Source organism: Mycobacterium paraense, assembly GCF_002101815.1.
GTDB classification, from domain to species: Bacteria; Actinomycetota; Actinomycetes; order Mycobacteriales; family Mycobacteriaceae; genus Mycobacterium; species Mycobacterium paraense.
The window spans coordinates 1-24,466 of sequence record NZ_LQPM01000015.1 but is presented as its reverse complement, the minus strand read 5'-3'; the positions used below and the strand labels follow the sequence as shown (position 1 = coordinate 24,466).

The following is a 24,466-nucleotide window of genomic DNA, read 5'->3' as shown; positions in this document are numbered from 1 at the left end:
CTCCGCCTGGAGGCGGCACCCTTTGTGCCCGCCTCACAGCGACAAGCCGAGCCGCTAGCGTGCGGGGACGGGCCGCGTTGTCGCTGTGAGGCGGGCACGACGGCGAGTCCTTCCGGACAGCGACGGAAGTGGCGGGTGGGACCCGCGCCGTGCGGCCAGCGCGACCCACGACAGGGCGGCCGCGATGAAGGCCAGCGCCTGCGCGGCGCCGGTGCGGCCCGGGGGATAGAGGACGCCTTCGACGTACCGGTCGACGAACCCGGTCGAGGGCAGCGGCTGCATGCCGGCCCGCGCGCGGGCCCAATCTTCCAGGGAGGTCAGCGGACACGGCACCGGCAGCGTCACGACCGCCACGCCCCAGCACACGCTCGCCAGGTGCAGCCAGATGGTCCGCGGCCAGCGCAGCGCCAGGAAGCCGCCACTGGGCAGGTAGAGCAGGTAGGCGAAGTGCGCACCCACGCTGACGACCACGACGGCGAAATGGGCCTTCTTCATCGCTGGTTCGGACTTCCGGTGCTGGCAGCTGCGGCACGTCCATGTTAGCCACCCGTGCGACGGCGGTAGCGGCGCTCCGCGTAGGCGATATCGTCACGCCACAACCGGGCGGCCGCGTGGCGCATCAGCGGTGTGATCAGCGGGCCGGCGCGGCGTGCGGTTTTGAACCCCGGCCGTTGCGACGTTGCGACGGTCGCCTCGATGACGGCGACGCGGGGCCGGCCGTCGGGGCCCAAACCTGTTGGGGTGGCGTGGGTTTCGACGACGCTGCCGGTTCCCTCGCCCTCGATGATGCGCATCACGACGGTGCGGGCCTCGGGGGTGGTGAATTCGGCGATGACGGGCACGCCGAAGCGGCCCATCCGGAAGGTGACCGAGACCAGAAACCGGTCGTCGTCCTCGGTGGGGGTGGTGAGCACGTCGAGCCGGGTGAACGAGTAGGGGTGGAACCACGCGCCGTGCCAGGGATCGAGCCGGTTGGCGACGACGTCGGCCGGTTCGCAGTGACCGACCAGGCTGGTGACCGCGGCCAGGGTCTGCCCCGACGGCCTCGGCGCGATCACCGGCTCGTCCAGCGGGGCCTCCCCGCCGACGGCGTCGAGGCGCACCCACGCCAGCACGCCGTCGTCGTGGCTGGGGTAAGGCCGCCAACGCAATTCGCACGTCTCGCCGTCGACGGCCAGCCCGTGCCACCGGCAGTACAGGACGCCGCCGCGCACCAGCCCCGTCGCGAGGTCGGCGCCCAGGTGGGGACAGCTGGCGGGACCGACCCGCAGCCGGCGGTGCCTGTCGCGCCAGGCGACCACGTCGACGCCGCCGACCCGCGCGCCGTAGGGGCGACCGACGCGCACGTCGCGGCTCGCGGCGAACACGTACCAGTTCCCGGTCGGCCGGCGCTGGGAGCGTTCCAGCGCGGCGTTGATGATCGCCGGCTGCGCGTCGCGATAGGTCGGGCGCTGCTGCGTCCACGAGCCGCGCGGAATGACGCCGACGGGCCAGTCTTTGGACCGCCGGCGCAAGCGGTCGAGGACGCTCATCGCCGCCGCCCCTGGCGCTCGGCCAGCGACCGCAGCAGCGCCGAGCGCCCGCGGGTGGGGACCGTGCACAGTTCGTGGCCGGCCAGACCCCAGGACGCCAGCAGCCGGTTGGCGGCCGACCACCCGGTGGTGGCCGCGCGTTCCATCAGCGCCACCGGCAGGTCGACGCGGATGCCGTCGCCGGCCAGCACCAGCCCCGGGTGCGGCGTGGCGACCGCCGGGCGTTGCAGATAGGTCCCGGGGGCGAACAGCGGGCAGTCGCTGCGGCGCAGTTCGCGCTCGCACACCACGCGCGCCGCAGCGGTTTCGGGATACAGCTCGTGCAGCCGGGCGATCGCCGCGCCGGCGGTTGACTCGGAACCGGCCGCGTACGAGTGCAATTCGACGACGGATCCACCGTGCCGCCGTGCCCACGCGGCGGCGTCGCGTTCGTAACGCTCGAGGACGCTGATGTTGTCGACCGGCTCGTGGCCCGCCGTGCCGAGGAACGCGGTCCGGTGCGATTCGACCGGCCGGTCGAGCCAGAGCCGGTGCACCACGAACGGCGGCGCGGTGCGCAGCCGCCCGATCCGGGCGCGCCACGCGTCGTCGCCCAGCCGGGGCGAGGACCCCACGACCCGCTGCAGGCCGCCGACGTCGAGCGCCAGGACGACCGCGTCCGCGTCGATGTGCTCACCCGAATCTGTCTGGACGCGAAGGGCTTTCGCGCCGCCGGGGCTCACGCCGGACACGCGGGCGCCCAGGTGCATCCGAACACCCCGCTCCTGGAGGTAGCCGCCGAGCGGATTCCACAGGGCCGCATCGAAGTTGGCGGTGGCGACGTCGAAGATCAGGCCCTCGCTGGAGCCCAGGAAGTAGATGTGGAACATGGTCGCCAGCTCTGCGGCGGACAGCTGCGCCGGCTCGGCGAAGAAGCTGCGCGAGAACACCTCGAACGCGAGGTGGCGCGCGGATTCGGGAAAGTTGATGCTCTTCAGGAAGGTTTCGGCGTCGACGTGGTCGAGCCGGCGATAGATGTCGGGCACCGACACCGCCGCCAGCGGCGCCGCGGCCCGGGCGTTGATGCGCGCCAGGTCGCCGAGCCGAAACGTCGGGCTGCGCAACGCGAACGCCAACGCGTTCCACGGCGGGGTGCGGGGCAGCCCGCGGAAGCTGTCGCGCCGGCCGGCGCCGTCGATCAGCGGGTAGTCGTCGACGGGTGCGAGCATGCGCAGCTGCGGGTCGACCCTTCGCAGCAGGGCCCGCAGGTTGTAGTACTGGCGGAAGAAGGCGTGGAACCCGCGGTTCATCGCGAGTTCGGCGCCGTCGTGGTGTTCGGTCCAGCCGCCCACTCGGCCGCCGAGGTAGTCCTCGCGTTCGACCAGGTCCACGGCGACGCCGCGTTCGGCGAGCGCGGTGGCGGCCGTCAGGCCCGCGATTCCTGCGCCGACGACCACCGCGCGGGGCGGCGACGAGAGCGCGCCCGCGTCGGGCAGGCCCGGCGTTGCCGGGTGGATGCGGCGGCGGCGGTCGGTCATCGCGGGGCCTCGCCCAGGAAGGTGTGCACGACGTTGCGTTCCCAGCCCGGCATGGTGGCGCTGCGCACCCCGGTGAACCCGGCGTCACCCACCCGCCGCCGCAACCGGGCAGCCCCGTCGAACGCGAGGACGCTGCGCCACAGATGCCGGTACAACGTGGTGTCGCGGGTGCGCCACCACCCGGAGGGGATGATGATGCCCCAGCACACCGCGTGCCAAATGGCGGTCGCGGCAGCCGAATCGCGCACCGAGTACTCGTGCAGGGCCAGCGTGCCGCCGGGGCGAAGCATGCCGCGAAAGGCGCGCAGCTGTGCGTCCGGGTCCGCGAGGTTGCGCAGCAGGTAGGCGGCGAGGATGCCGTCGAACGGCCCGGTGACGCCGTGCTCGTCCAGTTCCTCGACGCGCGCGTGCACGAACCGGACCGACGGCGGCCACGCCTTCGCCCGCGCGGCGTCGAGCATTCCGTTCGCGGCGTCCACCGCGACGATCTGCGCCTCCGGCGCCACCGCCAGCAGCGCGGCCGTCGACGCGCCGGTGCCGCAGCCCGCGTCGAGCAACCGCAGGCCCCGGCCCCGTGCGGGCAGCGCCATGCGGCGCGCCGACAGGGCGAGGTTGGCGTGGTAGGACGGGTTGGCGCCGACCAGCCGGTCGTACGCCGCCGCGCCCCCGTCGAAGGCGCCGGGCACGTCGCCGCGGGGCAGGCCCGCCTTAGCGACCCGCACGGTGCCGCTCCCACAGCAACAGCACGGCGGTGACCAGCGCGAAGCCGAACAGGAAGTCCTCGACGGGGATGTCGAAGGGAAACCGCACGGCGCTGGTCTGGCGCTGGTTGTAGATCACGATCGGGGCGCTGCGTTTGGTCAGCCAGCCGTCGACCGGTATCTGAAAGCCCAGCACGATGGCCATCGACACCCAGTAGGCCGGCCGCCGGAACAACCCGGTGCGCAACAGCGCGAACTCCAGCGCGCACACCGCCAGGACCGACGCGATCGCCGGAACGGTGTACCCCAGCCCCATCACCGGCGCCTGCTCCGATCGAGGATGGCGCTGACGGCGTTGAAGGTCAGCAGGCCGCACAGCGGAATCACCAGGAAGAACAGCACCTCCTCGATGGGCACCCCGAACGGGAGGTGCAGGCCGGTGATGTAGTCGCCGTTGTACGTCCACACCCCGGCGCCGATCGCCACCGCGTCCCAGACCAAAAACAGCGCGGCCACCGGCAGCACGGCTCGCGCGAGCCGGCGCGGCCGGCGGTAGACGCCCGCGCCGAACAGCTCCAGCGGCGCCGTGATCGCCAGGCACAGGCCGAGCAGGATCAGGTACTGCCACCGGTCGGTCACGCCGCACCCCTCTTGCGGGCCCGCCACGACTGCAGCAGCGCGCCACCGGCGACCCGGAGCCGCCGCGCGTTCCCGACGGTCGCCCGCCGGGTGAACACCGAGAAGTCGCTGTCCTCAATGCAATCCAGGATCTCGGAGTACAGCGTCAACGCGGTCGCCACGCACGGCCGGGAACGCGGGGCGAGCATCGAGATGCCCGCGGCCGCGAAGCGGTAGATCTCCCGGGTGATGTCGTGCTGGGCCGCCAGCGCCGCCCGCACCCGGGCGTCGGTGCGCCGGTGCGCGTGACACCACAGCATCAGCTCGCGGTCGACGCCGAACGCGGCGAGTTCGTCGGCCGGCAGGTAGATCCGGTTGCGGGCCAGGTCCTCGTCGATGTCCCGCAGGAAGTTGGTGAGCTGAAACGCGCGGCCGAGCGCCGCCGCGTACGGGGCCGCCTCGTCGGCGGGTCCCGCGGTGCCCAGGATCGGAAGCATCTGCAGGCCAATGACTTCCGCGGAGCCGCGCATGTAGCGGCCCAGCGCTGCGCGGTCCGGATAGTCGGTGACGGTGAGGTCCATGCGCATGGATTCCAGGAAGTCCTCGAACAGGTCCGCGGGGATCGCGTAGCGGCGCACGGTGTCGTCGACCGCGGCGAGGACGGGCTCGTCGTCGTGGTCGCCGCCGGCGAAGAAGCGGTCCGACAGCCGCCGCAGCCTGGTGGCCCGCGCGGCGACGTCCAGCGTCGGGTCGAGTTCGTCGAGGATGTCGTCGGCGTGGCGGGCGAAGCCGTACAGCGCGTGCACCGCCGGGCGCTGGTCGGGGGCGAGCAGGCGTGTGGCGAGGAAATAGGTGCGGCCGTGTTCGGCGGCGATCCGCCGGCAGCTCCGATATGCGGCGCGCAGCCGCGGGTCGGAGATCCCGGCGGAGTCCAGCTCGGTGCGGATCATCGCGATCCCGCCTTCAGGTCCACGGTTGCGGTTGTCCGGCCGGCCGTCCCGGTGATGCGGTCGGCGGCCAATCGCCCGGAGATCAGGGTGGTCGGCACGCCCACGCCCGGCAGCGTCGACGACCCGGCCAGCACCGCGTTCTCGATGCCGCGCACGGTGTTGGCGGGCCGGAACGGCCCGGTCTGGGCGAACGTGTGGGCCAGCGCAAACGGCGTGCCGGCCGCCATGCCCTGGCGGGCCCAGTCGGCCGGGGTGTCGACGTGCAACAGGCGGGCGCCGTCGCGCAGGCCGGGCAGCAGCCTGTCCTGCACGACCCCGAGCAGCGAATCGGCGTACGCGCCGCCGATGCGCGACCAGTCGATGTCGCCGCGGGACAGGTTCGGGGCCGGAGCCAGCACGTACAGCAGGTCGCGGCCGGCGGGGGCCAGGCTCGCGTCGCCGGCCGTCGGCCGGGTGACCAGCAACGACGGGTCCGCCATGAGCCGGCCGCGGCGGATGATGTCGTCGAACGTCTGCTCCCACGCGGAGCCGAAAAGGATGGTGTGATGGGCGCTTTGCGACGGCACGGCGCGGCAGCCCACGTGCAGCACCACCGCCGACGGCGCCGCGCGCGGCCGCAGCAGCCGTCGCGGCCGCCGGCCCAGCAGGCGGTAGGTCTGCGGCAGCTCGGTCGTCAGGACCACCGCGTCGCAGGCGATCCGCTCGGCATGCGTATGGACGGCGGTGATCCGGTCGCCGCTGCGCTCCAGCTCGGTGACCGTTGCCCCGTAACGGAACTGCACCCCGGCGCCGGCCGCGGCGGCCGCCAGCGCGTCGGGCAGCGCGCGCACGCCGCCGCGCGGGAAGAACACGCCGGCCACGGTGTCCATGTAGGCGATCACCGCATAGACCGCCAGGGCGTGCTGCGGCGCGACTCCGGCGTACAGCGACTGGAAGGTGAACACCCGGCGCAACCGCGGGTCGCTGACGTGGCGCCGGACCATCGTGTCCCACCGGCGGAACCCGCCGAGCGCGGTCAGCCTGGCCAGCCGGCCGTTCAGCAGCGACAGCGGGGAGTCGAAGTTCGCCGCGATGAAACCGTCGAATTCGGTGCGGTACAACCGGTCCAGCCAATCGCGCAACCGCCGGTAACCGTCGGCCTGGTCGGCGCCGGCGAAGTCGCGCACCGCCTCGGCCATCCGGTCGGCGTCGGTGTGGACGTCGATGGCGCTGCCGTCGGCGAACATCGCCCGGTAGGCCGGGTCCACCGGCAGCAGTTCGAGCCGTTCCGAGGAGCTTTCGCCCACGGCGGCGAACGCCTCGTCGATGATGTCCGGCATCGTGAGCACCGTCGGGCCGGTGTCGAGGTGGTAGCCGTCGATGTCGCGCCGGCCCGCCCGCCCGCCGGGCCACGGCTCGCGCTCCACCACCGTGACTTCGCGGCCGCGGCCGGCCAGATGCAGCGCGGCCGCGAGGCCCGCGAATCCCGCCCCGACCACGACGACGCGGTCGGCGTTCATGCGGCCCGCCGCGCGCACAGGCCCGCCATGTCGACGAGCGCGGCGGTCAGGTGATCGCCAAAGATGAAGCGATCCAACGCGTTCACCGCTTCATCGACACGCTCGGCGATCAGTTCTTCGATGAAGTGCACGGCCCCGGTGGCCAGGATCAGGTTTCGCCAGCGGTCGAGGGCGGGCTCGTCGAGCCGGTCGGTGGTCATCAGTTCCCGGAACTGCAGCCGCGTCGCGGGGTCGGCCAGCTGATGGGCGGCCACCACCACGCTGGTGGCCTTGCGCTCGATCAGGTCGTTGGTGGGTTTGCCGGTCGCCGTGGGGGATCCGAAGATGCCGAGCACGTCGTCGCGCAGCTGGAAGGCTTCGCCGATGGCCGAGCCGTAGGCGCCGAGCGCCGCCAGCACCCGCTCGTCGCAGCCGGCCATCGCGGCGCCGATCTCCAGCGGCCGGCGCACGGTATAGTTGCCCGACTTGCGCCGGGCCACCGCCAGCACGGCCTCCAGCGTGGGCAGATCGCGCACATCGGTTGCCAGATCGGCGAATTGGCCCACCGCCAGCTCGGTGCGCATGGCGTCGTAGCGTGGCCACGCGCGGTGCAACTGGTGGTGCGTGAGGCCGCTGTCGCGCAGCATTTGCTCGGCCCAGATCAAGCACAGGTCGCCGAGCAGGACGGCCGACGACTCGCCGAACCGGCGCGACGAGCCGGACAGCCCGCGCCGGCGATGCCACGCCGCGAATTGGACGTGCGCGGCGGGGCGGCCCCGTCGCGAGGCCGACTCGTCCATGACGTCGTCCTGCAGGAGCGCGAACGCGTGCAGCAACTCGAGGCTGGCCGTCGCCGACAGCGCCGCGTCGCTGGGCGGTTCGCCGCACAGCCAGCCCAGATACATGAACGTCGACCGCAGGCACTTGCCGCCGTTGAGGAACTCCATCAGGATGTCGCTCGCCACGTCGACGCCGCACGGGCCCAGCGCGTCGGCGCAGCGGTCGGCGACGAACTCGACGACGCGGGACAGCACCGCCTGCCGCATACCGGCTCGCCAGGCGTCCAATTGATCGGGATGCGGAAGGGCGGCCGGGCCGCAGCGGGTGGCTTCGGTAAGGCGCACACCCGGGAACGCGTGCACAGCTCCCACCGAAGCCTCCCTCGCAGGGTCGGTCAGCCGCTGAGTCGAACGGCTCGGATTCACGCGTTGGTACCCCTTTGACGAGAAAACAAACACTGCCCGATCGCCGATGTGCCTGGTCGGCCCGCCGCCCGGCACGCTCGGTTAAATTATTGAAACATTAACTTACTGAATGATCGCGCCATCCGCCAGTGGTGCATTCGGTCGGCCGGGGACGCGGATCGCCCGGTCGCCTACCGCCGACGGGCTCAGGAGGGGATGGCGGTGAGGCGCGCCCGATCGGGCAGCGGCCGCCGATAGCGGACGGCCCCCGAGAGCAATTCGCGCCGCGCCCTGACGATGTCCTCGATGAGCTGCAGGGCTTCGGCGACCGATCCGACGACGGGCAGACCGTGGTCCCTGACGATGCGAAGCAGCGGGCGCAGCGCGGCGCCCGCGACCACGCTGCAATGCACCCGGGACCTTTGGTTCTCGTGGTTGAGCACGAGCAGCGCTCGAAAACCGTCGGTGCCGAGAAATTCCAGGTGGCTCAGGTCGAGGACGAGGGGACTTTTCAGCCGGGCAAACCGCCGGACCGCGTGGGCGACGTCGTCCGCATTCGACGCGTCAATTTCGCCGTCGACGCACAGGACGGTGCCCAGGCTGCGCGCAAAAACGTACAGCCGCGCGCCATTGAAGTCGGCCATGTACCGGCAGCGCTCGGGCTGGCCGGGACGAGCTGAATTGGTGAAGTGTTGAGCGGTCATGGGACGCACCGATCGGGAGTGGTGAGGGGGAGGGACGCGCAGGGCGCCGGGCTCCAAGACACTTAGCTGTGAACTCAACCAGATTCCAGCCTAGCCCCGGCGAGCCCGCGGAGTCGGATCATTGCGTGCGCAAGTTCGGCCCGGTGACGAGCGCGTCGGCGACCCGATCAGCGCTTTCCCGCGGGAGCCGAAGGCTCGCGCGAGCCGCGAAGTGTTCGTTTTCTGGCTTCGCTGGGCCCGGCGCTGCACCCCTATTGGGTCCCGTTTGGCCGCATTGATTGCGGGTATGCGAGTGCCGTCCGCAATGCGAGGGACGGTGTGGCCCAATGGAAGCGATTTGTGGCCGTCGTTTAGCGAGTGCATTTGTGTGCGTGCTGATGTTTTTCGGTGCGGCCCCCGCGGCTCACGCCGGTTCCGGCGTCACGGCTTTCCCCGGCATGCAAATTCGTCAGGGCGACACGGCTTGCATGGTGGGATTCATCCAATTGCGGTTGCACGTCGCGCTGACGACCGGTCAGTGCGGCGACGGGCCGATCGTGACGGACCGGGACGGGCATCTGGTCGGGGCGGTCATGATGGCACGGCGGCAGGTCGCCGTCGACGCGTCGGACAACGCGGCGCTGCCCGTCGAATACGAGGTCATCATGCTGGCCCCCGAGGTGACCGCCACCGACGTGCTGCCGACCGGACGCCATCTGCGCGAGGCGCCGGCCCTGGACGCGCAACAGGGCCTGCCGGTGTGCCAGTTCCGGGTATCCGCCGGTCAGCGCTGCGGCTCGATCGGCCCGGTCAGCAACGGCCGCTTCACCATCCCCGACATGGCCGTCGACAACCGCGACTTCGGCGGCCCCGTGTACGCCCTGACCGACGACGGCGGCGCCGTCGTGGTCGGCTTGTACGAGGGCATGTGGAGGTCCGCGCCGGAGCTGGAGACCTGGCAGGCGGTCATGCGGCAGCTCTACATCGACGCCCATTCGCGCGGTGAGCAGCGACCGCAACCGCCGTCCGAAGTGCGGCTGGCCGACCGGACCGCTTGATCGGCCCGGTGGTTTTTCCCGGCGGAGAACGGGAACCCGGCGCCGGTGAACGTTTCCGACCTGGTCACCAAGCCCTTCCAGTGGGGAGCCGCCCTGCGCGGCCGCCGGTTCTTCCATCCCGTCGGCGTGCTGGCGGAAGGCTTCATCGAACGGACCGCGCCCGCGGCCGACGGGTTGCCCCTGCCGTCATCCGAGGTCGTCGCGCGCGTCTCGAAGGCCGCCGGGACCCCGGGTGCGCTGCCCGACTTCATCGGCCTGGCGTTCCGGGTCGCGCCGCAGCAGGAGGGGGCCGGCCCGTGGGACATCCTGCTGGTGTCCGCGGGATCGGGCGTGCTGGCCCGGGCGGTGGCGCTGCGGCCCACCGTGTCGTGGACCGGGCAGACCCTGACCAGCCTCATGCCGCTGCGCTACCAGGGCAACGTCTGGTGGCTGCGCGCCCAAAGCATCAGCGCCGTCAACGGCTTTGGCCTCTCCCTGGACAGCATCCGGCGCGCGATCGACGGTGGCGGCATCGACTTCGCCATCGACCAGGCCTGTGGCAGGGGCGATTTCGCGCCGCTGGCCCGGCTGACGCTGACCGGTGTCCTCGACCAGGAGCCGGACGTGTCGTTCGATCCGGTCGCCAACACCGCACCGGGACTGAGCCTCTACCCGGAGTGGCTCGCCGAGCTGCGGGCGCGCGCCTATCAGCGCAGCCGCGACGGCCGGGACGCGGACTAGCGGCCCAACAGGTGCCGCAGCGCCCCGTCCAGGTCGGGCCGGCGAAACCGGTGCCCGGCCGCGGCCAGCCGGTGGGGGAGCGCTCGTTGGCTCGCGCGGGCGAGTTCGCGGGCGCCCTGCTCGCCCAGCAGCAGCCGCGGCCCGAGCGACGGCACCGGCAATACCGCGGGCCGGCGCAGCACCCGGGCCAGGGTGCGGGTGTACTCCTCGTTGCGAACGGGTTGCGGCGCAACGGCATTCACCGGACCCGACAGCTCCGTGTCCCACAGGGCGCGGTGATAGACGTCGACCAGGTCGTCGATCCCGATCCACGACAGCCACTGCCGGCCGTCGCCGAGCCGGCCACCGATCCCCGCGGCGAACAGCGGACGCAGCAGCTTCAGCGTGCCGCCACGGGGTGATTGCACGATGCCGGTGCGCACCCGCACCGCCCGCACGCCCGCGCGTTCCGCGGGCGCGGCCGCGTCCTCCCACTCGGCGACGACGTCGGCCAAAAACCCGTCGCCGCGGTCGCTGTCCTCGGTGAGGGTCTCGTCGCCGCGGTCGTAGCCGTAGTACCCGATCGCCGACGCCGAGACGAACACCGCCGGCCGGGGATCGGTGCGGCCGAGGAGCTCGGCGAGCCGGCGCGTCGGCCCGATCCTGCTGTCGCGGATGGCCTTTCGGTGCGCGTCGCTGAAGCGGCCGGCGATCGAGGCGCCGGCCAGGTGGATCACCGCGTCCACCCCGGCGAGCAGCTCGGCGTCGGGCTCGTCGGGGTTCCACCGCCGCTCGTCGTCGCCGTCGGGCGCCCGCCGGACCAGCGCGATGACGCGGTGGCCGCCCGTGCGCAGGAAGGCGGTCAACGCCGAACCGACCAGCCCGGACGCCCCCGTGACCGCGATCGTCTTCGGCGTCAGGCCGCGCTCGGCGGCCAGCCGGTGGGCGGCCAGGTCGTCGGCCAGCTGACGGTGGCGGTAGGCGAACATGGGGCGCAGCAGCGACGCGGGCACCGGCGTGTCGACCCGGTCGATGACCCGGGTCCGGTTGTCGCCGACGTCCTCGAACTCGTGGGTGTGCCGCCACCGCACCACGATTCGCGCCGGCACCGACGCCGGCCCCGCGCTGCCGATGGCGTCGACGAACCGTCGGGGTGGATCGTAGGAGTCCGCCTGATGTTCGGCCACCCACCGCAGGCCGCCGGGCAGCGCCAGCGTGGCGCGGCCGTCGGCGAGCGAGGCCGCCTCGTGCACCACCCGCATGGGTTGCCACGGCGGCGACAGCCGGTTGAAGGCGCCCGGTCGGGCGTGCCAGGCGAAGACGTCGGCGCGCGGCGCGTCGACGACGCTCGAATATTCCAGTCCCATGACGTCAGCGGTCGGGCAGCGCGTGCTCGACGATGGGCAGCCGTGGCCGGGGCTGCCGTTCGCCGCGCTTGGCCGCCAGGTAGACCTGCGCGGTCTCCTCGGCCACCGTGTGCCAGTCGAAGGCCGAGGTGAGCCGTTCGCGGGCGGCGCGGGCGCGCCGCTGCGCGGCCAGCGGGTCGTCGAGCACCGTGCGGATCGCCGAGGCCAGCGCCCGCACGTCGCGCGGCGGGCACGACACCCCGGTCTGCCCGTTGATCACCGCCTCGCCCAGGCCGCCGATGTTGGACGTCACCAGCGGGGTGCCGGCCGCGGCGGCCTCCAGCGCGACGATGCCGAACGGCTCGTAGTGGCTGGGCAGCACCGCGGCGTCGGCCCGGTGCAGGACAGCCAGCAATTCGGCGTGCTCGAGATGCCCGACGAACCGAATCGCCTTGAGCACCCGGTGTTTACGCGCCTGCTCGACGAGCCAGTCCAGCTGCGTGCCCTCGCCGGCGATGGTGAGCGTGGTGCCCGGGTGGGCGCGCCGCACGCGCGGCAGTGCGGCGATGACGTCGTGCACGCCCTTCTCGTACTCGAGCCGACCCAGGTAGAGCAGCTCGGGCGGGCCCGGGCGCGGGCGCCGCGCCGCGAACGGCCAGCGCGCCGCGTCAATGCCGTTGCGGATCACGGTGATCTCGGCCAGGCCGGGGCCGAACAGCTCGGTGATCTCGTCGCCCATCGAGGCCGAACACGTGATCAGCGAGTCGGATTCGCGCACCAGCCACGATTCCACCGCGTGCACCTGGCGGCTGATCCGCCCGGAGATCCACCCGGAATGCCGCCCGGCCTCGGTCGCGTGGATCGTGGAAACCATTGGCACGTCATAGAATTCGGCCAGCGCAATGGCGGGGTGGGCCACCAGCCAGTCGTGGGCGTGCACCACGTCGGGACGCCACGGGCGGTCGGTGCCCGGCTTCTTCAGGCCGAGCCCGGCGCGGACCATCGAGTGGCCCATCGCCAGGGTCCAGGCCATCATGTCGTCGCCGAAGGTGAATTCGTGCGGATCCTGCGCGGCGGCGATCACCCGGACGCCCTCGCTGGCCTCGTCGGACGACGGGTGCGTGCTGGGATCGGTGCCCGTGGGGCGGCGCGACAGGACGACGACGTCGTGGCCCGCGGCGGCCAGCGCGGTCGAGAGGTGATGCACGTGCCGGCCCAGCCCGCCGATCACGACCGGCGGGTACTCCCACGACACCATCAGGATTTTCACGCGCTTGCCCACCCTCTGCGGCGCGGCTGTCCGCACCTCACCGCGGCAGCCTACGCGCATCCAGGGCGCCGAACAGGCCGTCGGCGCGGTTCCACCCCTCGGCCAGCCGCTGCGCGGCATCGCGCCGGCCCGAGGCCAGCGCCCCGGCGATCTCGCGGGTGGCGTGCGCGTGCAGGTGGGCGCGGTAGCGGGCGTAGTCGGCGGCCGAGTCCTTGCTCACCATGAACGGCCAGTCGCTGGAGACGGTGAGCAGCGTCTCGCGCAGGATCTGGTCGGCGACGTGGTCGCGGGGGATCGGCCCGTCCAGCGACGCCGTCTGCGACAGCGCCTTGTCGACCGTGCTCAGCGCGGTGTCGACCACCTCGGTGTTCAGCTGGACCAAATCGGTCACCTGCTCGCCCGCCCACACCTGCCAGTCCTTGCCCGAGCCCCACGAGCTGGGCGGCAGGGCGACCGGGGCGCCGACGAAGCCGCCGTCGATCGCGTCGCGCAGGGTGCCCACCCGCACCCCCGCGGCGGGCAGCGCGCGCAGCACCCGCTCCAGCCACGCCGGGCCCTCGTACCACCAGTGGCCGAACAGCTCGGTGTCGAAGGCGGCGATGACGTGGGCGGGGCGCCCGATGCGCTCCGATTCGCTCGTCAGCCGGGCGCGCACCACGTCGACGAAGTCGGCGACGTGGACGTCGACGGCGTGGTCGGCGCGCTCGGGGTCGTAGGGCGCCTTGCCCTCCGAGGACACGTTGCGCCCGGTCACGCGCGCCGGTTTGAGGCCGGTCAGGTGGTCGTAGGTGTGGAAGTCGCGGTAGGCGGGGTGGCCGGGGTAGCCGGATTTCGGCGACCACACGCGGTAGCTGACCTGCAGGTCGCGCCCGAACGCGACGACGTCGGTGTCACCGACCGGCCGGCCCAGGGCGGTGTCGCCGTGCAGCGAGGGGCCGTCGACCATGAAGTGCGTGACGCCCGCGGCGGCGTAGTCGTGTTCCATGCCCGGGGCGTAGGCGCATTCGGGCGCCCAGATGCCGGTCGGGAGGTGCGCCAGCCGCTGCCGGGCGTCGACCAGGCCCTCGCGCAGCGCGAACTCGCGCAGCCGCGGATTGAGCAGCGGCTGGAACGGGTGGGCCAGCGGGCCGCCCAGCAACTCCACCGTGCCGGTGTCGACCAGGCCCCGCAGCAGCGGGCTGCCGCCGTGCCGCCACAGGGTGGCGAAGTCTTCGAGCGCCCGGTCCGCCTCGGCGGATTCGCGAATCCCGAAGGTCCGCAACGCTTCCGGCGTGCAGGACTGGTAGCCGGCCGACTTGGATCGCGGGATGGAGCGCACGCTGGCGGCCTCGGTGGCGCGCAGCCGCCAGTTGGCCAGCCAGTGATGCATGCCGTCGAGGCAGTACGGGTCGTCGAGCTGGGCGTTGACCACCGGGGTGACGCCGAGCGTGATCAGCCGGTGCCGATCCTCGTCGGCCAGCGTATGCAGCACCCGCAGCAGCGGCAGGTAGGACGCCGCCCAGGACTGATACAGCCATTCCTCGCCGACCGGCCAGCGGCCGTGGTGGGCCAGCCACGGCAGGTGCGTGTGCAGCACCAAGGTGAACATGCCGGGCACGGACGCCTCGGAGCCGCTCACGGGCGCACCGCGATCGCGATGAGGTCCAGGCTGTCGTCGATGTCGGTGTCGAGGATCTCGAAGTCGTCGCAGGCGACGGCGGCGACGTCGGCCGCCAGTTCCGGCGGCCACGGCCGTCCGGCCACCGCCACCGCGATCTGCGCGTCGATGATGGACCCGCCGTGGCGGGCGTCCATCTCGCGCAGCCGCGCGCCGTGGTGCAGGCCGGTGACCGAGACCTGGGCGAAGCCGGCGTCGAGGAGCAGCTCGGTCAGCTCGGCGGCGTTGAGCTCGCGGGTGTGGAACGGGTTGATCGGCGTGTCACGGCCCGGCGAAAAGGTGATCCGGTTGGGGGTGGACACCATCAGCAGCCCCGACGGGCGCAGCACCCGCGCGCACTCGGCGACGAACTGTGGCTGGTCCCACAGGTGCTCGATGACTTGGAAGTTCACCACAATATCCACCGACGCGTCGGGCAGCGGCAGCTCCGCGAGGTTGGCCTGCATGACCTCCACGCGCGGATAGCGCGCCCGGACGTGGGCCACCGCGGCCGCGTCGTAGTCCACCGCGACGACCCGGCGCGCGACGGCGGCGATTAGGTCGGCCCCGTACCCCTCGCCGCAGCCGGCCTCAAGCACCTCGAGGCCCGCGCAGCGCGGCGCCAGTCGCTGGTAGACGACCTGGTGGCGGCGGAACCAATAGTTCTCGATGTCGAGACCCGGGATGGTGCGCTCGCCCGTCAGCGTCAACACCGCTGGGTCTTGTCCCGGGGCCCCCGGCGAGGGGTCGCCCGGCACGTCGCGGGGAACGTCGGACACGTGTGCGCTCATTGCATAGGGAGGCTAACGCGAAGTGTCCGATTCGCGAACCGGGAACTGGGCACCCCTGTTGGCAGCGGCGGACAGGGCGAAAGAACCTGCCGCCCGGTGACGACGCCGTCCGCGCTGGCGGACGGGGGAGGAGCCGGGCAGTAGTGCCTGCGTGACCCGCTATGGTGTGAGAGCAGACCGCACAAAGTTACCCGCCAGTAACACGCTGTGCAGACAAATAGTGCGTGACCGAGGTCCCCAGTCGACCGCTGTGGGACCCCTTCGAGGAGGACGAACCAGACTCATGACGAACATCGTGGTCCTGATCAAGCAGGTCCCAGACACCTGGTCGGAGCGCAAGCTCACCGACGGCGATTACACGCTGGACCGCGAGGCCGCCGACGCGGTGCTGGACGAGATCAACGAGCGCGCCGTGGAAGAGGCGCTGCAGATTCGCGAGAAGGAAGCCGCCGACGGCACCGAGGGCTCGGTGACCGTGCTGACCGCCGGCCCCGAGCGCGCCACTGAGGCGATCCGCAAGGCCCTGTCCATGGGCGCCGACAAGGCCGTCCACCTCAAGGACGACGGCATGCACGGCTCCTGCGTGGTCCAGACCGCCTGGGCGCTGGCGCGGGCGCTGGGCACCATCGAGGGCACCGAGCTGGTCATCGCCGGCAACGAATCCACCGACGGCTCCGGCGGTGCCGTCCCGGCCATCATCGCCGAGTACCTGGGGCTGCCGCAGCTGACGCACCTGCGCAAGCTGTCGGTCGAGGGCGGCAAGATCACCGGTGAGCGCGAGACCGACGACGGTGTCTTCAGCCTCGAGGCCACCCTGCCCGCGGTGGTGAGCGTGACCGAGAAGATCAACGAACCGCGCTTCCCGTCCTTCAAGGGCATCATGGCCGCGAAGAAGAAAGAGGTCACGGTGCTGACCCTGGGCGAGATCGGGGTCGAGGGCGACGAGGTCGGGCTCGCCAACGCCGGGTCGACCGTGCTGTCGTCGACGCCCAAGCCGCCCAAGACCGCGGGTGAGAAGGTCACCGACGAGGGTGAGGGCGGCAACCAGATCGCCCAGTACCTGGTCGGCCAGAAGATCATCTGACAAGCCCCCTTAGACACGAGAAGAGCGACATAACCCATGGCTGAAGTTTTGGTGCTCGTCGAGCACGCCGAAGGCGCCCTGAAGAAAGTCACCTCCGAGCTGATCACCGCCGCCCGCGCGCTGGGCGAGCCGGCCGCCGTCGTCGTCGGCGCGCCGGGCACGGCCGCGCCGCTGGCCGACGGCCTGAAGGAGGCCGGCGCCGCCAAGATCTACGTCGCCGAGTCCGACGACGTGGAGAACTACCTGATCACCCCGGTCGTCGACGTGCTGGCCTCGCTGGCCGAGTCGAACTCGCCCGCCGCAATCCTGTTGTCCGCCAACGCCGACGGCAAGGAGATCGCGGGCCGGCTCGCCGCCCGGATCGGGTCCGGCCTGCTGGTCGACGTGGTGGGGGTCCAGGAGGGCAACAAGGCCGTCCACTCGATCTTCGGTGGCGCGTTCACCGTCGAGTCGCAGGCCAACGGCGACACCCCGGTGATCACCGTGCGCGGTGGCGCCATCGACGCCGAGCCGCAGGCCGGCGCCGGTGAGCAGGTCACCGTCGAGGTTCCGGCGCCCGCCGAGAACGCCACCAAGATCACCGCCCGCGAGCCCGCGGTCGCCGGTGACCGCCCCGAGCTCACCGAGGCCAGCATCGTGGTCTCCGGTGGCCGCGGCGTCGGCAGCGCGGAGAACTTCAACGTCGTCGAGGCGCTGGCCGACTCGCTGGGTGCGGCCGTCGGCGCGTCGCGCGCCGCGGTGGACTCCGGCTACTACCCGGGCCAGTTCCAGGTCGGCCAGACCGGCAAGACGGTGTCCCCGCAGCTCTACATCGCGCTGGGCATCTCCGGGGCGATCCAGCACCGCGCGGGCATGCAGACCTCCAAGACGATCGTCGCGGTCAACAAGGACGAAGAGGCGCCGATCTTCGAGATCGCCGACTACGGCGTGGTGGGCGACCTGTTCAAGGTGGCCCCGCAGCTGACCGACGCGATTAAGGCGCGCAAGGGGTAATTTTCCCGCGCTAATAGTCGTAAAAGCCCCCGACACCCCGGCGTGTCGGGGGCTTTCACGTTTGTTCACCCGGGGCACGTTTCGTCATCTGACGTGCACCGACACGTCAGCGCGGCGATGCCGATTAGCTCATCGATTACGCGACGTTAGTTTCCATGAGCATTGCTTCTGTCCTGATAGCCGCCGCCTTGCCGGAGGGCGCGGCGGCCGGCTCGGCCGGGCCGCGCTATTCGCTGTTGCTGTCCACCGACCCCAGCCTGATCGAGGCGGCGCAACGGCTCCGCTACGACGTGTTCAGCAGCACACCGGGATTCACGCTGCCGGCGGGCGGCGCCGCGGGCATCGACGTCGACCGGTTCGACGAGCACTGCGACCACCTGCTGGTCCGCGACGATGACACCGGCGAGTTGGTGGGTTGCTACCGGATGCTGGCGCCCGCGGGCGCCATCGCGGCCGGGGGCCTTTACACCGCAACGGAATTCGACGTCCGCGCCTTCGACTCGCTGCGGCCGTCGCTGGTCGAGATGGGGCGCGCGGTGGTCCGCGACGGCCACCGCAACGGCGGTGTGGTGCTGCTGATGTGGGCCGGCATCCTGGCCTACCTGGACCGGTACGGCTACGACTACGTGACCGGCTGCGTGTCGGTGCCCATCGGCGACGCCTCCGACGGTGACGTGCCGGGCAGCCAGCTGCGCGGCGTCCGCGACTTCATCCTCGACCGGCACGCCGCACCGCCGGAGCACCGGGTGCGCCCGTACCGGCCGGTCCGCGTCGGCGGGCGGGCCCTCGACGACATCCCCGCGCCGGGGCGCCCGGCGGTGCCGCCGCTGATGCGCGGCTACCTGCGGCTGGGCGCCCAGGTCTGCGGCGAGCCCGCGCACGACCCGGACTTCGGGGTCGGTGACTTCTGCGTGCTGCTGGACAAGCGGCGCGCCGATATCCGATATCTCAAGCGGCTGCGGTCGGTCTCGGCGGCTGCCGACATGGTGGGCGGCGCCTGATGGCCGTCGCCGGCCACTCCTGGCTGCCCCGCGCGACGTGTGACGGCAGCTGCGTGCGTGTCGGCCCCGCCTCCCCGAGGTGGCGGGTGGTGCTGCGGGTGACGCTGCGCGTCCTGTTGGCGCTGCTGCTGGTGCCGGTGGTGCCGTTGGCGCTGGTGCCCCTGCCGGGCCAGGCGCGGGTGCAGAGGTTCTACTGCCGGGTGGTGCTGCGCTGCTTCGGGGTCCGGATCAGCGTGTCGGGCAGCCCGATCCGGAACCTGCGCGGCGTGCTGGTGGTCAGCCCGCACATGTCGTGGCTGGATGTGTTCGCCATCGGGTCGGTGCTGCCCGGGTCGTTCGTGGCCCGCGCCGACCTGTTCGGCGACCTTGCGGTGCGGCTGCTCAAGATCATCCCCATCGAACGGGCCAACCTGCGGCGGCTGCCCGGGGTCGTCGAGGCCGTCGCGCACCGGCTGCGCGCGGGTCAGACCGTGGTGGCGTTTCCCGAGGGCACCACGTGGTGCGGGCTGGCGTGTGGGTCGTTCTATCCGGCGATGTTCCAGGCCGCGATCGACGCCGGTCGCCCCGTGCAGCCGCTCCGGCTGACCTATCACCACGTCGACGGCTGCGTGTCGACCGCCCCGGCCTTCGTCGGTGACGACACCCTGTGGCGGTCGATGTGCCGGCTGCTGGCCGTGCGGCGCACGTGGGCGCATGTCCACGTGGAATCCCTGCAGCTGCCGGGCACCGATCGGCGGGCGCTGGCCCGCCGTTGCCAGTCGGCGGTGGGCGTCGGGGTGCCGCAGCGCCCGGGCCGCCGCCACGTGCTGGTGGGTTAACCGACCGGACCTGCCGGTATCGTGGGGCGCGTCATGGTCTACCTCGATCACGCCGCCACCACCCCGATGCACCCCGCCGCCATCGAGGCGATGACGGCCGTGCTCGGCACGGTCGGCAACGCGTCGTCGCTGCACACCAGCGGCCGGGCGGCACGGCGGCGGATCGAGGAATCCCGCGAGCTGATCGCGGCCAAGCTGGGCGCGCGCCCGTCCGAGGTCATCTTCACCGCCGGCGGCACCGAGAGCGACAACCTGGCCGTCAAGGGCATCTACTGGGCGCGGCGCGCCGCCGACCCGCGCCGCCGGCGCATCGTCACCAGTGCGGTCGAACACCACGCCGTGCTCGACTCGGTGAACTGGCTCGCCGAGCACGAGGGCGCCGAGGTGACCTGGCTGCCCACCGCCGCCGACGGCTCGGTGTCGGTGACCGCGCTGCGCGAGGCGCTCACGCGCCACGACGACGTCGCGCTGGTGTCGGTGATGTGGGCCAACAACGAGGTCGGCACCGTGCTGCCGGTCGCCGAGCTGGCCGCCGTGGCCGCGGAGTTCGGGGTCCCGATGCACAGCGACGCCGTGCAGGCGGTGGGGCAGCTGCCCGTCGACTTCGCCGCCAGCGGGCTGTCGGCGATGAGCGTCACCGCGCACAAGTTCGGCGGCCCGCCCGCCGTGGGGGCGCTGCTGCTGCGCCGCGACGTCGCCTGCGTGCCGCTGTCGCACGGCGGCGGCCAGGAGCGCGACATCCGTTCCGGCACACCGGATGTCGCCGGTGCCGTCGGTATGGCGGCGGCGGCCCGGATCGCGGTGGAGGGGCTGGAACCCAACGCTGCGCGCGTGCGGGCGCTGCGCGACCGGCTGGTCGAGGGCGTGCTGGCCGGCATCGACGACGTCAGCCTCAACGGCGCCCGCGACCCGTCCCCCGCGAGCGGGATGTACCCCCAGCGGCTGCCCGGCAACGCGCACTTCACCTTCCGCGGCTGCGAGGGCGACGCGCTGTTGATGCTGTTGGACGCCAACGGGATCGAGTGTTCGACGGGTTCGGCCTGCACGGCCGGTGTCGCGCAGCCGTCGCACGTGCTGACCGCGATGGGCGCCGACCCGGCCAGCGCCCGCGGATCGTTGCGACTCTCGTTGGGGCACACCAGCGTTGACGCCGACGTCGACGCCGTGCTGCGGGTGTTGCCCGGGGCCGTGGACCGCGCCCGGCGGGCCGCGCTGGCCGCCGCGGGGGCGCCGTAAGTGAAGGTCCTCGCCGCGATGAGTGGTGGCGTCGACTCGTCCGTCGCCGCCGCTCGCATGGTCGACGCCGGGCACGACGTGGTCGGCGTGCACCTGGCGCTGTCGTCGGCGCCGGGCGCGTTGCGCACCGGCTCGCGGGGCTGCTGCTCGAAGGAGGACGCCGCCGACGCGCGCCGCGTCGCCGACATCCTCGGGATCCCCTTCTACGTCTGGGATTTCGCGGAGCGGTTCAAGGCGGACGTGATCGACGATTTCGTCGAGTCGTACGCCCGCGGGGAAACGCCCAACCCGTGCGTGCGGTGCAACCAGCGGATCAAGTTCTCGGCGCTGTCGGCGAAAGCCGTTGCGCTGGGATTCGATACGGTCGCGACGGGCCACTACGCGCGGCTGTCCGGCGGGCGGCTGCGCCGCGCCGTCGACCAGGGCAAGGATCAGTCGTACGTGCTGGCCGTGCTGACCGCCGAGCAGTTGCGGCACGCGGCGTTTCCGATCGGCGATACGGCGAAGCCCCGCATCCGGGCCGAGGCGGCCCGTCGCGGGCTGGCCGTCGCCGACAAGCCCGACAGCCACGACATCTGCTTCATCCCGTCCGGGGACACCCGGGCCTTTCTGGGCGCGCGGATCGGGGTGCGCCGCGGGGCCGTCGTCACGGCCGACGGCGCCGTGCTGGCCACCCATGACGGCGTGCACGGTTTCACCATCGGGCAGCGCAAGGGCCTGGGCATCGCCGGGCCGGGACCCGACGGCCGCCCGCGCTACGTCACGTCCATCGACGCCGAGACGGGGACGGTCCAGGTGGGCGACGCCGCCGACCTCGAGGTCCGCGCGCTGGTCGGGCGGTCCCCGGTGTTCACCGCGGGGACGGCGCCCCACGGGCCCGTCGAGTGCGCGGTGCAGGTGCGCGCGCACGGCGAAGCGGTCGAAGCCGTCGCCGAGCTGGTGGGCGACGAGCTCGTCGTGCGGCTGCGGGTGCCGCTGCGTGGCGTGGCGTGCGGCCAGACGCTGGTGCTCTACCGCCCGGACGCCGACGGCGACGAGGTGCTCGGCAGCGCCACGATCGCCGCGACCTCCCGCTGATTTCGCGGTTCCAAGAATTCGTCGAGGATGCGCCAAGGGGCGTCTTGAAACCTTTCCGTGACAGCCAGGAAAGGAATCGGCAGACATGAGCACACACCAGATCGCGGCACGCGAGGTGCCGGCCGTCCAGACCAACGCCCTTGCCATCGCGGCGTTCGTGCTGAGCCTGATGGGCATGTACGGCAGCCCCATCTTCAGCGGCGTCCTCGCCGTCGCCGCGCTGCGCCAGGCCAAGCGCCGCGACCAGAACGGTTACGCGCTGGCGGTCGCCGCCCTGGCGGTCTCGGTGGCCTTCACCGCCCTGCACGTGGCGATGTGGATCCACAGCGGTCAGGCGAACTTCGAGTTGTTCACGACGGCGCATTGGTGAGCTGGTGAGCTAGCCGGGCACGTTGGCGGCGATGTTCGTCATCACGATGTCGGACACCGATTGCGCGAACCCGCAGAACGTGACCTCCACCATGGCCACCGACAGCACCCGGTAGTCGCGCCCGCACCCGCCGGGACCCAGGTGCAGCGAGTTGGCGTTGGAGGTCCAGTCACCGACCAGCAGCTGGCCCGACGAGCCGCCCGCGCAGTTGCCGACGGCGGTCACCAGGGCGCCGAAGGCGCGCCGCGCGGTGTCGACGTCCGGGTAGGCCGCGGCGCCCTCGGAGATCAGCGCGCCGTCGGGCGGGTCCTGGAACGTGGTCTTGTGGAACTCCTCGATGTCGGGCCCGAACGTCGCCGTCTCGGCATACAGGAACCGGCATTCGGCGGGCGTGGTGTCGGCGAGCGCGTCGATGTCCACCGGCCGGCTGCCGTCCATCGAGGGAATGATCGTCAGGTGTTCGCCGGCGCCGGTGATCGCGCGCATCCGCGGCTGGTCGAGCAGGATCGTGTCGACGTTGACGCCGTGCACGCCCTTGGCGCCGGGCCCGAATCCCACCAGGGCGGTGCCGCCCACCACCCGGGTGCACGCCGTCAGCAGCACCGCGCCGCATAACAGCAGCCGCCCCGTGAGTCTCGCTCTGCGCCACACCCTTCGCACCCTTCTGGGGCTTGAACCTACCCGCCCCGAACACCCCTGGCGACCGGCGCGCGCTCGCGCGTCGAATACGGTTGGCCGGTGAGTGTTTTCGCGACCGCCAGCGGCACCGGCTCGTGGCCGGGCGCCGCGGCCCGCCCGGCCGCTGAGGTCGTCGTCGGTGAGTTGGCGGGCGCGCTGGCCCACCTCGTCGAGCTGCCCGCCCGGGGCGTGGGCGCCGACCTGCTGGGGCGGGCCGGCGCGCTGCTGGTCGACGTGGCCATCGACACCGTGCCGCGCGGCTACCGCATCGTCGCGCGCCCCGGGGCGGTGACGCGCCGCGCGGTCAGCCTCCTCGACGAGGACATGGACGCGCTGGAGGAGGCCTGGGAGACCGCGGGGCTGCGCGGCGCCGGGCGCGTCGTCAAGGTGCAGGCCCCCGGCCCGATCACGCTGGCCGCCGGGCTCGAGCTGGCCAACGGCCACCGGGCCATCACCGATTCGGGCGCCGTGCGCGACCTGGCGGCGTCGCTGGCCGAGGGCGTCGCGGCGCACCGGTCGGCGCTGGCCCGGCGACTCGACACGCCGGTGGTGGTGCAGTTCGACGAGCCGTCGCTGCCGGCGGCCCTGGGCGGGCAGCTGGGCGGGGTGACGGCGCTGAGCCCGGTCGCCGCCCTCGACGAGGCGGTCGCTCAAGGACTGCTCGACGAGTGCGTCGCGATCGTCGGCGCCGACGTGCTTGTGCACAGCTGCGCGCCGCAGCTGCCGTGGGACCTGTTGCAGCGCAGCGTGATTGGCGCCGTGTCGGTGGACGCGGGCACGCTGCGCGCGGCGGACCTGGACGGTATTGCCGGGTTCGTCGAATCGGGCCGCACCGTCATGCTGGGCGTGGTCGAAACCAGCGCCCCGCGGCGTCGGCCCTCGGCCGAGGAGGTGGCCGCGGCGGTGGTAGCGGTGACCGATCGGCTCCCGTTCGAGCGCTCCGCGCTGCGCGAGCGCATCGGCGTCACGCCGGCGTGTGGGCTGGCGGGGGCGACGCCCGAGTGGGCCCGCGCGGCGATCGGGCTGGCCCGCAAGGCGGCCGAGGCGTTCGCGGAGGACCCGGACGCTATTTAGCTCGGTTCAATTCGCCGAATTCCGTCGGGGAAGTTAAATTAAGCAGGCCGTCTAAATTCTGGCGAAATTCTCGCGAAATCCCTTTCCATTAATTGACGCACACGTTAATATGCGCGTTGCGCCCGTGCCTCCTTCGGACTGGCGCTCGAATCGGGCTGATCGACGTTAAGGGGCACGGGCATGTCGTTCGTTGTTGTGGCGCCGGAGTTTGTGACGGCGGCGGCTGGAGATCTGGCGAACATCGGCTCGGCGCTGACGGAAGCGCGGGCCGCCGCGTCCGTGTCCACGACGGGGATAACCGCCGCGGCCGCCGATGAGGTGTCCGGCGCGATCGCCGCGCTTTTCAGCACGCATGCCCTGGAGTTCCAGGCGCTCGGCGCCCAGGCCGCGGCCTTCCACGCGGAGTTCGTCAACCTATTGCACGGCGGCGCGGCGGCGTATCTGGGCACCGAGACCGCCGCCGCGGCCGCCGCCGCTTTTCCGTCCGCGCAGGATGTCCTCAACCAGATCAACGCCCCGTTCGTCCAGTTCACCGGGCGCCCGCTGATCGGCAACGGCGGCAACGGGGCCCCGGGAACGGGCGCGCCCGGTGGGGCCGGCGGGTGGCTGATCGGCGACGGCGGGGCCGGCGGGTCCGGCGGCGGGACCCACCTGGCCGGTGGTAACGGTGGG

The 24,466-nt window shown here is 72.3% G+C and carries 26 protein-coding genes; 11 read left to right on the top strand and 15 right to left on the bottom strand.

Annotation, left to right across the window (positions count from 1 at the left end; translation table 11 throughout):
- Positions 1–54 precede the first annotated feature (54 nt).
- The 10 genes from AWB89_RS15200 to AWB89_RS15155 form a co-directional block, all read right to left on the bottom strand.
- Positions 55–495 carry a DUF2784 domain-containing protein gene (locus AWB89_RS15200; RefSeq protein WP_085174765.1) on the bottom strand — a complete coding sequence of 147 codons (441 nt, stop codon included), beginning with the start codon at positions 493–495 and terminating at the stop codon, positions 55–57.
- Positions 496–539: 44 nt separating this feature from the next.
- Entirely contained in the window at positions 540–1,532 is a 993-nt protein-coding gene (locus AWB89_RS15195) for a Rieske (2Fe-2S) protein (RefSeq protein WP_085174763.1), read from the bottom strand.
- Positions 1,529–3,049, bottom strand: coding sequence for an FAD-dependent oxidoreductase (locus AWB89_RS15190; protein WP_085174761.1), 1,521 nt, complete (start codon positions 3,047–3,049; stop codon positions 1,529–1,531). The genes AWB89_RS15195 and AWB89_RS15190 overlap by 4 nt, the downstream gene beginning before the upstream one ends.
- The gene (locus AWB89_RS15185; RefSeq protein ID WP_085174759.1) at positions 3,046–3,771 is read right to left on the bottom strand and encodes a class I SAM-dependent methyltransferase; all 726 of its coding nucleotides are present in this window, start codon (positions 3,769–3,771) and stop codon (positions 3,046–3,048) included. Before AWB89_RS15185 ends, AWB89_RS15190 begins: the two co-directional genes overlap by 4 nt.
- The gene (locus tag AWB89_RS15180) at positions 3,758–4,069 is read right to left on the bottom strand and encodes a lycopene cyclase domain-containing protein (RefSeq protein WP_085174757.1); all 312 of its coding nucleotides are present in this window, start codon (positions 4,067–4,069) and stop codon (positions 3,758–3,760) included. Before AWB89_RS15180 ends, AWB89_RS15185 begins: the two co-directional genes overlap by 14 nt.
- Positions 4,066–4,389 (bottom strand): lycopene cyclase domain-containing protein, encoded by a 324-nt coding sequence (locus tag AWB89_RS15175; protein WP_085093887.1) that lies wholly within the window; start codon positions 4,387–4,389, stop codon positions 4,066–4,068. The genes AWB89_RS15180 and AWB89_RS15175 overlap by 4 nt, the downstream gene beginning before the upstream one ends.
- Complete coding sequence (locus tag AWB89_RS15170) at positions 4,386–5,318, bottom strand: phytoene/squalene synthase family protein (RefSeq protein WP_085174755.1); 933 nt, start codon at positions 5,316–5,318, stop codon at positions 4,386–4,388. Before AWB89_RS15170 ends, AWB89_RS15175 begins: the two co-directional genes overlap by 4 nt.
- Positions 5,315–6,817 carry a phytoene desaturase family protein gene (crtI, locus tag AWB89_RS15165; RefSeq protein WP_085174787.1) on the bottom strand — a complete coding sequence of 501 codons (1,503 nt, stop codon included), beginning with the start codon at positions 6,815–6,817 and terminating at the stop codon, positions 5,315–5,317. The genes AWB89_RS15170 and crtI overlap by 4 nt, the downstream gene beginning before the upstream one ends.
- Complete coding sequence (locus tag AWB89_RS15160) at positions 6,814–7,842, bottom strand: polyprenyl synthetase family protein (protein WP_085174753.1); 1,029 nt, start codon at positions 7,840–7,842, stop codon at positions 6,814–6,816. The genes crtI and AWB89_RS15160 overlap by 4 nt, the downstream gene beginning before the upstream one ends.
- A gap of 344 nt (positions 7,843–8,186) precedes the next feature.
- Entirely contained in the window at positions 8,187–8,624 is a 438-nt protein-coding gene (locus AWB89_RS15155; RefSeq protein ID WP_085174751.1) for an STAS domain-containing protein, read from the bottom strand.
- 386 nt (positions 8,625–9,010) lie between these two features.
- Here AWB89_RS15155 and AWB89_RS15150 point away from each other — a divergent pair, with 386 nt between their 5' ends.
- A complete protein-coding gene (locus tag AWB89_RS15150) occupies positions 9,011–9,721 on the top strand; it encodes an Rv1815 family serine proteinase (protein ID WP_085174749.1) in 711 nt (236 codons plus the stop codon).
- A gap of 45 nt (positions 9,722–9,766) precedes the next feature.
- A complete protein-coding gene (locus AWB89_RS15145) occupies positions 9,767–10,441 on the top strand; it encodes a phosphodiesterase (RefSeq protein WP_085174747.1) in 675 nt (224 codons plus the stop codon).
- On the opposite strand, the gene AWB89_RS15140 is transcribed toward AWB89_RS15145, so the two are convergent.
- From AWB89_RS15140 to AWB89_RS15125, 4 genes are read right to left on the bottom strand one after another with little or no spacing between them, the layout of a single operon-like run.
- Entirely contained in the window at positions 10,438–11,787 is a 1,350-nt protein-coding gene (locus tag AWB89_RS15140) for a TIGR01777 family oxidoreductase (RefSeq protein WP_085174745.1), read from the bottom strand. The genes AWB89_RS15145 and AWB89_RS15140 overlap by 4 nt on opposite strands.
- A 4-nt stretch (positions 11,788–11,791) precedes the next feature.
- Positions 11,792–13,036, bottom strand: a complete 1,245-nt coding sequence (locus AWB89_RS15135; protein WP_085174785.1) for a glycosyltransferase family 4 protein — start codon at positions 13,034–13,036, stop codon at positions 11,792–11,794.
- Positions 13,037–13,073: 37 nt separating this feature from the next.
- Positions 13,074–14,624, bottom strand: coding sequence for a glycoside hydrolase family 57 protein (locus AWB89_RS15130; RefSeq protein ID WP_276073819.1), 1,551 nt, complete (start codon positions 14,622–14,624; stop codon positions 13,074–13,076).
- A gap of 26 nt (positions 14,625–14,650) precedes the next feature.
- Positions 14,651–15,463 (bottom strand): class I SAM-dependent methyltransferase, encoded by an 813-nt coding sequence (locus AWB89_RS15125; protein WP_085174741.1) that lies wholly within the window; start codon positions 15,461–15,463, stop codon positions 14,651–14,653.
- Between the two features lie 283 nt (positions 15,464–15,746).
- Here AWB89_RS15125 and AWB89_RS15120 point away from each other — a divergent pair, with 283 nt between their 5' ends.
- The 7 genes from AWB89_RS15120 to AWB89_RS15090 all read left to right on the top strand — a co-directional run bounded on the left by AWB89_RS15120 (position 15,747) and on the right by AWB89_RS15090 (position 22,042).
- Positions 15,747–16,547: an electron transfer flavoprotein subunit beta/FixA family protein gene (locus AWB89_RS15120; RefSeq protein ID WP_085093829.1), complete on the top strand. Its 801-nt coding sequence runs from the start codon at positions 15,747–15,749 to the stop codon at positions 16,545–16,547.
- A gap of 36 nt (positions 16,548–16,583) precedes the next feature.
- A complete protein-coding gene (locus tag AWB89_RS15115; RefSeq protein ID WP_085093831.1) occupies positions 16,584–17,540 on the top strand; it encodes an electron transfer flavoprotein subunit alpha/FixB family protein in 957 nt (318 codons plus the stop codon).
- 155 nt (positions 17,541–17,695) lie between these two features.
- A complete protein-coding gene (locus AWB89_RS15110) occupies positions 17,696–18,541 on the top strand; it encodes a GNAT family N-acetyltransferase (protein ID WP_085174739.1) in 846 nt (281 codons plus the stop codon).
- Positions 18,541–19,359 carry a lysophospholipid acyltransferase family protein gene (locus AWB89_RS15105; RefSeq protein ID WP_085093835.1) on the top strand — a complete coding sequence of 273 codons (819 nt, stop codon included), beginning with the start codon at positions 18,541–18,543 and terminating at the stop codon, positions 19,357–19,359. The genes AWB89_RS15110 and AWB89_RS15105 overlap by 1 nt, the downstream gene beginning before the upstream one ends.
- Before the next feature lie 33 nt (positions 19,360–19,392).
- Entirely contained in the window at positions 19,393–20,595 is a 1,203-nt protein-coding gene (locus AWB89_RS15100; protein ID WP_085174737.1) for a cysteine desulfurase family protein, read from the top strand.
- Complete coding sequence (mnmA, locus tag AWB89_RS15095) at positions 20,596–21,672, top strand: tRNA 2-thiouridine(34) synthase MnmA (protein WP_142282547.1); 1,077 nt, start codon at positions 20,596–20,598, stop codon at positions 21,670–21,672.
- An 85-nt stretch (positions 21,673–21,757) separates the two neighbouring features.
- Complete coding sequence (locus tag AWB89_RS15090) at positions 21,758–22,042, top strand: DUF4190 domain-containing protein (protein WP_085174735.1); 285 nt, start codon at positions 21,758–21,760, stop codon at positions 22,040–22,042.
- A 9-nt stretch (positions 22,043–22,051) separates the two neighbouring features.
- On the opposite strand, the gene AWB89_RS15085 is transcribed toward AWB89_RS15090, so the two are convergent.
- Positions 22,052–22,693 carry a sensor domain-containing protein gene (locus tag AWB89_RS15085; protein WP_085093840.1) on the bottom strand — a complete coding sequence of 214 codons (642 nt, stop codon included), beginning with the start codon at positions 22,691–22,693 and terminating at the stop codon, positions 22,052–22,054.
- An 87-nt stretch (positions 22,694–22,780) separates the two neighbouring features.
- Here AWB89_RS15085 and AWB89_RS15080 point away from each other — a divergent pair, with 87 nt between their 5' ends.
- Together AWB89_RS15080 and AWB89_RS15075 are read left to right on the top strand one after the other, a co-directional pair.
- On the top strand, positions 22,781–23,794 hold the full coding sequence (locus AWB89_RS15080) for a uroporphyrinogen decarboxylase/cobalamine-independent methonine synthase family protein (RefSeq protein WP_085174733.1): 1,014 nt from the start codon (positions 22,781–22,783) through the stop codon (positions 23,792–23,794).
- Between the two features lie 180 nt (positions 23,795–23,974).
- Positions 23,975–24,466: PE family protein (locus AWB89_RS15075; protein ID WP_142282546.1), on the top strand; the 492-nt coding region annotated here is incomplete at its 3' end.

Coding starts and splice junctions, on each gene's coding strand:
- AWB89_RS15200 (WP_085174765.1), bottom strand. CDS start 495: ATGAAGAAGGCCCATTTCGCCGTCGTGGTCGTCAGCGTGGGTGCGCAC.
- AWB89_RS15190 (WP_085174761.1), bottom strand. CDS start 3,049: ATGACCGACCGCCGCCGCCGCATCCACCCGGCAACGCCGGGCCTGCCC.
- AWB89_RS15195 (WP_085174763.1), bottom strand. CDS start 1,532: ATGAGCGTCCTCGACCGCTTGCGCCGGCGGTCCAAAGACTGGCCCGTC.
- AWB89_RS15115 (WP_085093831.1), top strand. CDS start 16,584: ATGGCTGAAGTTTTGGTGCTCGTCGAGCACGCCGAAGGCGCCCTGAAG.
- AWB89_RS15100 (WP_085174737.1), top strand. CDS start 19,393: ATGGTCTACCTCGATCACGCCGCCACCACCCCGATGCACCCCGCCGCC.
- AWB89_RS15170 (WP_085174755.1), bottom strand. CDS start 5,318: ATGATCCGCACCGAGCTGGACTCCGCCGGGATCTCCGACCCGCGGCTG.
- AWB89_RS15120 (WP_085093829.1), top strand. CDS start 15,747: ATGACGAACATCGTGGTCCTGATCAAGCAGGTCCCAGACACCTGGTCG.
- AWB89_RS15140 (WP_085174745.1), bottom strand. CDS start 11,787: ATGGGACTGGAATATTCGAGCGTCGTCGACGCGCCGCGCGCCGACGTC.
- AWB89_RS15155 (WP_085174751.1), bottom strand. CDS start 8,624: ATGGCCGACTTCAATGGCGCGCGGCTGTACGTTTTTGCGCGCAGCCTG.
- AWB89_RS15125 (WP_085174741.1), bottom strand. CDS start 15,463: ATGAGCGCACACGTGTCCGACGTTCCCCGCGACGTGCCGGGCGACCCC.
- AWB89_RS15090 (WP_085174735.1), top strand. CDS start 21,758: ATGAGCACACACCAGATCGCGGCACGCGAGGTGCCGGCCGTCCAGACC.
- AWB89_RS15110 (WP_085174739.1), top strand. CDS start 17,696: ATGAGCATTGCTTCTGTCCTGATAGCCGCCGCCTTGCCGGAGGGCGCG.
- AWB89_RS15105 (WP_085093835.1), top strand. CDS start 18,541: ATGGCCGTCGCCGGCCACTCCTGGCTGCCCCGCGCGACGTGTGACGGC.
- AWB89_RS15150 (WP_085174749.1), top strand. CDS start 9,011: ATGGAAGCGATTTGTGGCCGTCGTTTAGCGAGTGCATTTGTGTGCGTG.
- AWB89_RS15130 (WP_276073819.1), bottom strand. CDS start 14,624: ATGTTCACCTTGGTGCTGCACACGCACCTGCCGTGGCTGGCCCACCAC.
- crtI (WP_085174787.1), bottom strand. CDS start 6,817: ATGAACGCCGACCGCGTCGTCGTGGTCGGGGCGGGATTCGCGGGCCTC.
- AWB89_RS15160 (WP_085174753.1), bottom strand. CDS start 7,842: ATGCGGCAGGCGGTGCTGTCCCGCGTCGTCGAGTTCGTCGCCGACCGC.